Source organism: Microtetraspora sp. AC03309 (assembly GCF_020826795.1).
Taxonomy (GTDB): Bacteria; Actinomycetota; Actinomycetes; order Streptosporangiales; family Streptosporangiaceae; genus Microtetraspora; species Microtetraspora glauca.
Genome location: NZ_JADDIL010000097.1, coordinates 19,802 through 28,913 on the forward strand (window position 1 = coordinate 19,802; position 9,112 = coordinate 28,913).

7 protein-coding genes are annotated in these 9,112 nt (G+C 72.4%); 2 read left to right on the forward strand and 5 right to left on the reverse strand.

The window, feature by feature from the left end:
• The first annotated feature begins 74 nt into the window (after positions 1-74).
• A complete protein-coding gene (locus IMZ11_RS37600; protein ID WP_228647478.1) occupies positions 75-1,568 on the forward strand; it encodes a S9 family peptidase in 1,494 nt (497 codons plus the stop codon).
• Here IMZ11_RS37600 and IMZ11_RS37605 read toward each other — a convergent pair.
• Positions 1,538-2,545: an alpha/beta hydrolase gene (locus tag IMZ11_RS37605; RefSeq protein ID WP_228647480.1), complete on the reverse strand. Its 1,008-nt coding sequence runs from the start codon at positions 2,543-2,545 to the stop codon at positions 1,538-1,540. The two genes, IMZ11_RS37600 and IMZ11_RS37605, sit on opposite strands and share 31 nt — an antisense overlap.
• Before the next feature lie 289 nt (positions 2,546-2,834).
• Between IMZ11_RS37605 and IMZ11_RS46500 the strand changes: the two genes are divergently transcribed.
• On the forward strand, positions 2,835-4,268 hold the full coding sequence (locus tag IMZ11_RS46500; RefSeq protein WP_228647483.1) for an LCP family protein: 1,434 nt from the start codon (positions 2,835-2,837) through the stop codon (positions 4,266-4,268).
• A 128-nt stretch (positions 4,269-4,396) separates the two neighbouring features.
• Here IMZ11_RS46500 and IMZ11_RS37615 read toward each other — a convergent pair whose 3' ends face one another.
• From IMZ11_RS37615 to IMZ11_RS37630, 4 genes are all read right to left on the reverse strand, one after another.
• On the reverse strand, positions 4,397-5,446 hold the full coding sequence (locus tag IMZ11_RS37615) for an enolase C-terminal domain-like protein (protein ID WP_228647485.1): 1,050 nt from the start codon (positions 5,444-5,446) through the stop codon (positions 4,397-4,399).
• Between the two features lie 16 nt (positions 5,447-5,462).
• Complete coding sequence (locus IMZ11_RS37620) at positions 5,463-6,836, reverse strand: MFS transporter (protein ID WP_228647487.1); 1,374 nt, start codon at positions 6,834-6,836, stop codon at positions 5,463-5,465.
• A 113-nt stretch (positions 6,837-6,949) separates the two neighbouring features.
• Entirely contained in the window at positions 6,950-8,101 is a 1,152-nt protein-coding gene (locus tag IMZ11_RS37625; protein WP_228647489.1) for a VWA domain-containing protein, read from the reverse strand.
• Positions 8,101-9,112 (reverse strand): DUF5682 family protein (locus IMZ11_RS37630; RefSeq protein WP_228647491.1); only part of this gene is annotated, 1,012 nt, incomplete at its 5' end. The genes IMZ11_RS37630 and IMZ11_RS37625, both read right to left, overlap by 1 nt.

Sequence of the window (9,112 nt, forward strand, 5' to 3'; positions counted from 1 at the left end):
CCTGGCGATCAGTGGGCAAAGGTAAAGAGCAGGGCGCGGCTGGGTACAGGATTCGTCAGTCGGGGAGCGGTCTCATGAACATCGGCCGAGGCACGCTGACCATGACCATCACCGTCGTGGCCGCCGCGCTCGCCATGGTCGGATACGTGCTCTCGCCTCCGTCGTTCGATCCGGCGCCGCTGCCCGAGTCCGAGGAGTTCCACGCGCTTCCGGCCCAACCGGCGGCGGAGTCCCTCCCCATACCCGCCCAGGCGGCCTTCTCGACAGAGCGGATCACGGTCCGCGCGCGGGGAGAGACGCTGAGAGCCACGATCCGGGCCCCCCTCTCCCCCGGACGGCATCCGGCGATGGTGTTCGTGCAGGGGTCGGGCTCGGGCACCGGCAGTGAGTTCACCCCCCAGGCGAGGTGGCTCGCCGAGCGGGGCGTCGTGACCGTCGCCTACGACAAGCGCACGGTCGGGTACTCCTTCCGCGACCGCGACTTCGCGCTGCTGGCCGACGACGCGCTCCGGATGATCGGGCTCCTGCGTGCCAGGCCCGACGTGGATCCGGCGCGCACCGGGCTGTGGGGCGTCAGCGAGGGCGGCTGGGTGGTGCCCATCGCGGCGGCGCGGAGCGCGGACGTGCGGTTCGTCGTCCTGGTGTCCTCACCGAACGTCTCCCCGATGCGTCAGGTCGCCTGGGCGCTGAACGAGCAGCTCCAGCGGCTGCACGCCCCGGCGGGGGTACGCGATCTGCTGACCCGCGCGATGGGCGGCGTGGGCTTCGACTTCCTGCGTTACGACGGCGTCCCGGCGCTGACGGGGATCACCCAGCCCGTGCTCGCGCTGTACGGCACGATGGACCCCTCGATCCCGTTCGTCGAGAGCACCAGGACCCTGACCTCGGCCCTCGCCGCCGGGGGCAACCGCGACTACACGATCCGGTTCCTCGCCGGGGCCGACCACGCGATGCTGACCAATGGCGGGCCGTACGTGCGCGACTACCTGCCGACCCTCGCGAACTGGATCAGGGGCCTCCCGGGTACGGCCGGGCAGGCGCCGCCGATCGCGGGCGCGACGCCGGTCCAGCGGTTCGAGGCCAGCGACGTCCCGGCCGCCCCCTGGTACGGCGGCACCACCTTCCTGTGGCTCACGATCTGCCTGGCCGCCGTCGGCTACGTCACCGCCCCGGTCACCGAGATGGTCGTCCGGCTGCGCGGCCGTGACCTGAGGCTGGCGGCCAACGCGCAGGCGTGGTCCGGGATCCGGCGCCGGATCAGGCGGATGGCCTGGACGGGGCTCGGCATGCTGGCCGCCGCCCTCGCGTTCATCACCCTGATCGTGCTGTTCTCGGTGAACCAGGCCGGCGCCTGGCCCGCCGTACAGTCCGGCTGGCTGGTCGTGCGGCTGCTGGCGGTGCTGATGCTCGCGCAGGAGGTCGCCGCGACGGCGGCGGTGATCGGCGCGCTGCGCGACGGCTGGGAGCCCACCCGCTGGCAGGCGTTCACGCTGGCCGGAGTGCTCGGCGGCACCGGCCTGTTGCTGCTCACCGCGGCCTACTTCGGGCTGTTCGCCTTCCCCTGGTGACCGGCGTCCTGACCGGCACCCTGACCGGGTTCCCGGCCGGGACTGACGTAGGCCAGCCAGCGGTCGATCTCCGCGAGCACCTGCTTGCGCACCGGCTCCGGTGACAGCAGCAGGTCGTGCATCCCGCCGGGGACCCGCACGCAGGTCACGTGCGGCCCGATCCTGGTGGACCAGCGGGCGATGTGCTCGGCGTCGAGGACCACGTCCGCGGAGTGCGCCTCGGGGATGAAGTCGCGCACCCGCAGGCTGCGCTCGGCGCACAGCACCAGCACGGGGACGTCGACGCGGAGCCCGGCGTGCAACCGCCGGTGCGCCCGCCGGATCGCCGCCAGCCACACGGCGTGCACGGGGAAGCCCGCGAGCGGCTTCCACTCCAGGTCGTAGTCCCACTCCCCCCTGTGATCGCGGTGCAGGCTCGTGCCGTACGCGGTGGCGGCGCCGAGGGGCAGGACGGCCGTCGCGGGCAGCCTGGCCAGGACGCCCCCGAGCGCGTCGGCGGCTCCCCTGAGCAGGGCGGGCACGTTGAGGTCGAGGAAGGGGCTGTTGAGGACGAGGGCGTCCACGAGGCCCCGGCCGCGCACGCGGTCGGCCCACAGCACGGCGATGAGCCCGCCGGTCGAGTGCGCGCTGACCGTGAGCTCGTCGTGGTCCGCCCGGATGATCCGCACGGCCTCGTCTATCTCGGGGAAGTGCTCGGTGACGCTGGCGACCAGGCCCCTGGTCTGGTGCGCCAGCAGCGAGCGGCCGTACTTGCGCAGGTCGAGAGCGTAGAAGCTGACGCCCTGGGCGGCGTAGTGATCGGCCACGTGGGTCTGGAAGAAATAGTCGGTGAAGCCGTGGATGTACAGGACGGCCCGCCGCGACCCGGCCACGCGGCGCCGTACGAGGGTGGCGACGACCTCGCCCTCGACGTCGCGGCCCATGGGGAGGACGACGGCGTCGTAGTCGGCTCCGAGGATGTCGGGTACGGCGGTCACGGCAGCTCCAGGGGGTGTACCGGCCGGGAGGGGACCCCGGCTCTCGCTCGACGCAAACGCACCCGCCCCGGCCGGTAAGCAGCCCGGTCCGCGTGGGCACGATCGGCATTGACCTGGTCAAATACCCGTATCGACTCGCCACGGCTCGCAGGGGCACCGGCACGGTCGCGGGCCATCGGGGCCAATGTGATCACGGCCACATTCCTGACCGCGCGGTTCTCGATCTCGTCGAAAGCCATGAGCCGAACTTTATTCAGTTCTGTGCGGATACGTTCCTTGGGGTGAGCACGTGCCCTTCGCCTGTCCGATATCTGAACGCGAACCGGAGAAAACGCCGAAGCCCGTCGGTGCGGCGGCGCTGATCGGCTGGACGGCGCTGTCCGTCGTGCTGCCCGGCGCGGCGCATCTCCGCGCCGGCTGGAAGCGCACCGGATCAGCGCTGGTCGGCGCGTACGCCGTGGTCCTGATCGCCCTGGGGCTGGTCGCGCTGAACGCGGATGCGCACCTGGCCGGCCGTGCGCTCAACTGGCTCGGCCTGATCGAGATCGTCACCGCGGTCGCCGGCGCGGCGTGGTTCGCACTGGTGATCCACTCGTTCGTGGTGCTGCGGCCGCAGGGCCTGCCCAGGACAGCCCAGGTGGTCACCGGTCTCGTCGCGGGCACGCTGTCGGTCACCGTCGCGCTTCCCTTCGCGGTGGCCGCGCAGTACGTGGCCGAGTCCGAGCGGACCATCGACAAGGTGTTCGCCGCACCGGCCGGGCCCCTGGCCCCGGTGGTCCCCGGCGGGCGGCTCGCCGCCAGCGACCCCTGGGGTGGCCGGGACCGGATCAACGTCCTGCTCCTCGGAGGCGACTGGGGCAACGACAGGACCGGGATGCGCACCGACAGCCTGAACGTCGCCAGCGTGGACGTCCGCACCGGCAACACCGTGCTGCTCGGGCTGCCGAGGAACCTGGAACACGTCCCGTTCCCGCCGGGCAGTCCGATGGCGCGCCGCTTCCCCACCGGGTTCACCCTCCCCGAATACCGCCCCGGCTGGCGGGACGACCTGCTGTTCGGGGTCTGGCAGTACGCCGAGGACCATCCCGAGCTCTTCGGCGGGCGCCGGCACATGGGGGCCGAGACCCTCAAGGAGACGATCGGCTACATCCTCGGGCTCAGGATCGACTGGTACACGCTGGTCAACATCTGGGGCTTCGCCAAGATCGTCGATGCTCTCGGCGGGCTCGTCCTGACGGTGGACAGCGACATCGTGTACGGCAAGTACAACGAGGGGCTCGTCCGGGCGGGCACCCGCAGGCTGAGCGGAGCCGACGCGCTGTGGTTCGCGCGGTCCCGCACCAACAGCGACGACTTCGTCCGCATGCGCCGCCAGCGGTGCGTGTTCAGCGCGTTGCTGAACCAGGCCGATCCGGCGACGGTGCTCTCCCGGTTCAACCAGATCGCCGCGGCCACGCGCAAGATCCTGCGCACCGACATCCCGCGATCGATGCTGGAGGACCTCGTGCCGCTGGCCGTGAAGGCCAAGAACGCCCGCGTGACGAGCGTCCAGTTCATGCCTCCGCTGATCAGCACGAGCGCGCCCGACTGGGCGCAGATCCGCCTCCTCACGGCCCAGGCGATCGCGAAGTCGTCCGCGCCGGTCAGGCGGCGGGCGCAGAAGCACGCGCCGGTCACGGCGGGCGCCCCGAGCCCGATCGGCGAGGGCTGCAGCGCCCTGTAGGCACCGCCGGGCGGCCGGGTCGGCCCGGTCGCCCGGCCGCAGATCAACGGGTCACCGGGTCACCGGGTCCGTCACCGGGCCACCGGGTCGCCGGTCAACGGGTCGCCGGTCAACGGGTCGCCGGGTCGTCAGACCCGGAAGGTGTCCTTGGCCAGGCGGCGGACCTTCGCCTCGTCGATGGTGTGGCCGAGCCCCGGCTGCGTGAGGGGCACGGCGACGACCCCTCCGGACGCGCCGACCGGCGGCATGACGATCTGGGCGCTGCGCGGCGGCTCCGCCACGTCGCTCGGCAGCGTGCAGCCCGGCAGGCTCGCCACGGCCACCGTGGCGGCGCGGGCCAGCCCGACGCCGAGCCCGCCCGCGCAGGTGATGTCCCATCCGGCGTCCACCGCCGTGTCGTGCGCGAGCCGTACGTCGGACAGGGAGCCGAACCGCGAGGGGCGCAGCAGCAGCGCCCGGCCCGCGTGCGCGGCGACGGCCTGATCCAGTTCCGTGACCGAGCGCGCCTCGACCACGACGGCCGCCGAGATCCGGTCCTGGAGTTCGGCGCTCGTCGCCAGGTCGGTGAACGGCCGCTCGATCGCCACCAGGCCGTACGCGTCGAGCGCCTCCAGCTGGGAGATCTCCGCGTAGGCGCCGTGCCCGTCCACGGCGATCGCCAGGCCCGGGTAGGCCGCGCGTACCGCGCGCAGCGGCTCGACGTCCCATCCGGGGTGGACGTCCATCGTCACATGGGCGTATCCGGCGCAGACATGCCGGTTCACCCGGGCCACCATGCTCTCCAGGGAGCGTTCGGCTCCGAGCCGCACGGTCGCCATGAGGGAGGTACGGCTGCCGCCGAGGGCATGGGACAGAGGGACGCCCTTCATCCGGGCCCACAGGTCCCAGCAGGCCATGTCCGCGGCCGAGCCTCCGGGAATCCGCCCCAGCTCGGACGGATGCTCCCAGTCGACCCCGACCAGCGCGGCGGGGAGGGACTCCTCCAGGGAGGTCCACAGCTTCTCGTGCCCGTCCCCCTGCTCGTCGCACCGTTCGCCGGGCAGCGACGTGGAGGGCCGGACGGCCTCTCCCCAGCCGACCATCCCGCCGTAGTCGGTGATCCTCACCAGGATGCTCTCTGGCCGCCTGCCGTAAGGCAGGGTCAGCCTGAAGAGTTCGAGCTCCCGGACACGCGGCAAGTGACATCCCCTTCCGTTAGACCTCCATGGTGCCCGCCCCACGAGGGTGCTCAAAACGTCCGGAGACGAGCGCCGCGGCGCCGGCCATCATCGCGAGCAGGACGAAGCACACCACATAGCTGGCCGCCGACCGTGCGAAAGCGGTGGAGATCGCGCCGGTGATCGCGATGGCGACGACAGAGTAGACGGACTCGCCGATCGCGAGCGAGGCGCTGTTGGCGCCCTTCTCGGCGGGGGACGACAACTCGAGGATCAGGACGGACAGCGTCGGATAGACCAGGCCGATGCCCAGGCCGCCCACGCACCAGGCGAGGAACCCGACGATCACCGGCACCGAGGGGAAGACCGTCAGCGCGGTCAGCAGCACCGCCGTCGCGATCAGGGTGGTGCCCGTCCGCAGGATCACCGCACGGTCGCGCGGCCTGCGTCCCTGGATCCACGACCCGGTCGACCAGAAGATGGCGCCACCGGTGAGCGCGAGGCCGGCCTGCGTGGGGCTCAACCCGCGCTCGTTGTGGAGCAGGAGCGGCACGAACACCTCGGCCGCGAAGAACGCGCCCGCCGCCAGGCCCCGGAGCGCGACCACCGCCGGGACGCCGCGGGCGGCTCGGATCGTCCCCTTGGGCAGCAGCCGCGGCAGCGCCACCACGAGGACGGCGGCCCCGGCGAGCAGCAACGGCACGACCTTGGCCCCGCTGCCGTACTGCATGAGCGCCGCCCCGGTGGCCACCACCACGCCCAGCACCAGCTTCGTCGCGAATCCGCGGGAGGCGGACGTGGAGCCGGCCCCGGACGCAGAGGCGGCCCCGGACACGGAAGTGGACGCGGGCAGGGTCACGGGCTCGGGCACGGCGGACCGCGGCGCGGCGCGATGTTCCGCGAGTCCCCGCCACAGGAAGACGGCGGCGGGGGCGGCGATGATCGGCACTCCGAGGAACACCCAGCGCCAACCCACGTGCTCCACCACCAGGCCGGTGATGGCCGGTCCGACCAGCGACGGCATCACCCAGGCGGCCGAGAGCAGGGAGAACACCTTGGGGTGCATCTCGGCCGGGTACACCTGGTCGATCAGCACGTACATCGCGACGGAGAACAGACCGCCGCCGAGCCCCTGCAGGAACCGTCCCGCGACGAAGACGTCCATGGTGGGGGCGGTCCCGGCGACGAGCAGGCCCGCGCAGAAGCCCACCAGGCCGATCCACAGGGGTGCCACCGGTCCTCGCGTGTCGCTCCACCTCCCGCCCACCAGGGTCGCGATCACGCTCGCGACCAGGCTCGCGTTGAAGGCCAGGCCGTACAGGGACATTCCGTCGAGCCGTTCGGCGACGACGGGCATGGCGGTGGCGACCGCGAGGTACTCGAAGGCGATCAACATGATGATGGCGACCATGCCGATCCCGAGAGCCCGATATCGCTGCGAAAAGATCGGCGGGGCTGTCATTACCGAATTCACGCTACGGACGTTACAGATCACCCAATCGTGTCCGTAATCGGCCATTAGACCTAGGACATATTGCGCTCCACCCACTGGGAGATGTCACGGCGCTCGATCGCGGCCGCCATCAGGCCGGGGAACGCGTCCGGCGTGCAGGCGAACGCCGGCACGCCCAGCGCCGAGAGCGCCGACGCGTTGTCGTGGTCGTAGGACGGCGCGCCCTCGTCCGACAGGGCCAGCAGCACGATCACCTGAACCCCGGCGGCCGTCATCGCGGCCACCCTGCGGAGCATCTCCTCACGGACACCGCCCTCGTAGAGGTCGCTGATCAGGATGAAGATGGAGTCCGTCGGCCGGGTGATCAACCCCTGGCTGTAGGCGATCGCCCGATTGATGTCCGTGCCGCCCCCGAGCTGGGTGCCGAACAGCAGCTCCACCGGGTCGTGCAGCTGGTCCGTCAGATCGACCACCGCGGTGTCGAACACCACCAGGCTGGTCCGCAGCGACCGCATCGACGCCAGGACCGCGCCGAAGACGCTGGAGTAGACGACCGAGGCCGCCATCGACCCGCTCTGGTCGATGCACAGGACGACCTCACGCTGGACGGCCTGCTGCCTGCGGGCGTACCCCACCAGCCGGGACGGCACGACCGTGTTCCGCTCGGGCAGGTAGTTCTTCAGGTTCGCCCGGATCGTGCGGTCCCAGTCGATGTCGGCGACCCGCCGCGGCCGATGGGTCCTCGCCGAGCGGTCCAGCGCACCGGTCACGGCCGCCCGGGTCCGCTGCGCGAGCTTGGACTCCAGCTCGGCGACGACCTTGCGGACCACGGCGCGGGCCGACTCGCGCGCCTTCTCCGGCATGACCCGGTTCAGCGAGAGCAGCGTCCCGACCAGGTGGACGTCGGGCTCGACCGCCTCCAGCATCTCGGGTTCCAGCAGGAGGCGGCTCAGGTTGAGCCGCTCGATCGCGTCCTTCTGCATCACCTGGACGACCGTCGAGGGGAAGTAGGCGCGGATGTCGCCCAGCCACCGGGCCACCCTCGGCGCGGACGCGCCGAGACCCGCACTGCGCTCGCCGTCGCCGCGCCCCGCGCCCGGTCCCCCGCCGTAGAGCGCGGACAGCGCCGCGTCCATGCCGGCGTCGGCGCCGCCGAGCGCGCAGCCGGTCCCGTCCGCGTCACCGCCGAGGACCAGCCGCCAGCGGCGCAACCGCTCCTCCATCACGCCCTCCCCAGGATTTCCAGCACGGTCCGGACGGCCGGAGCCGCCCGCTCGTCGTCGTGATCCGCCCCGTCGCCTGTCGCGCCACGGCCCCCGTCACCGCCACCGCGGGCGGCGGCCGTACCGGACCTGACCCGCTCGCCGATCGAGCGGCGTTCCGGCGGCGCGAAGGCGCCGAACGTGCGCCGCAGCAGCGGGAGCACGTCCACGAACGCCTCCGGCGACAGGCCGGTCAGCCAGCCGTCCACCGCGGCGAGCAGCCGGGAGTCGTGAACGAGCAGCAGCCCTCCGCCCGACAGGAAGCCCTCGACCCAGGCGGCGGCCCGCGCGGGCGGGTGGCCGAGGGACATCGCGCGTGACATCCGGACCTGGACGTCGTCCGCCATCTGCGCGTCGAACAGGATGCGCACCAGCCTGCCCTCGATCACCCCGGGCAGGTCGCTCCGGTTCGCCACGCTCCTGAGCGTCGCGAGCCAGCGCCCACGCGGCGAGCCCTGCCCGATCCCCTGCCCGATCCCGCGCGCCGTCCTCTGCCCGCCGCCGTGCCCGCCTTCCCCCTGCCCGTCGTGCAGCAGGGCCACCGCGGAGTGGACCGCGTCGATCTGGGACACCAGCTGCCGGGCCGGATCATCGTCCAGGCCGGTGACCGCGGTCGGGAGCCCGGTGCAGATGCGCGTCAGCAGCGAGTCCACGATCGTGGCCAGCCCGGCGGCCGGGGTACCGCGGACGTCGCCGTACCGCTGGGCCCGGACCAGCGCGGGAAGCGCCGCCATCAGGTGGCCGACGTCGCTGTCCAGCGCCGCCCGGTCGCCGATCACCCCCAGCACGTACGGCAGAGCGTCCGGCAGGTCGGCGAGAAGGCACTTCTCGACCAGGGCGGTCAGCTCCGCCAGCGACACCCCTTGGGCACCGGCCGCCGGAGACGGGAACCCGACGCCCGGGGAGCCGTGAGCCGGGACGCCGTGAGCCGGGACGCCGTGAGCCGGGACGCCGTGAGCCGGGACGCCGTGA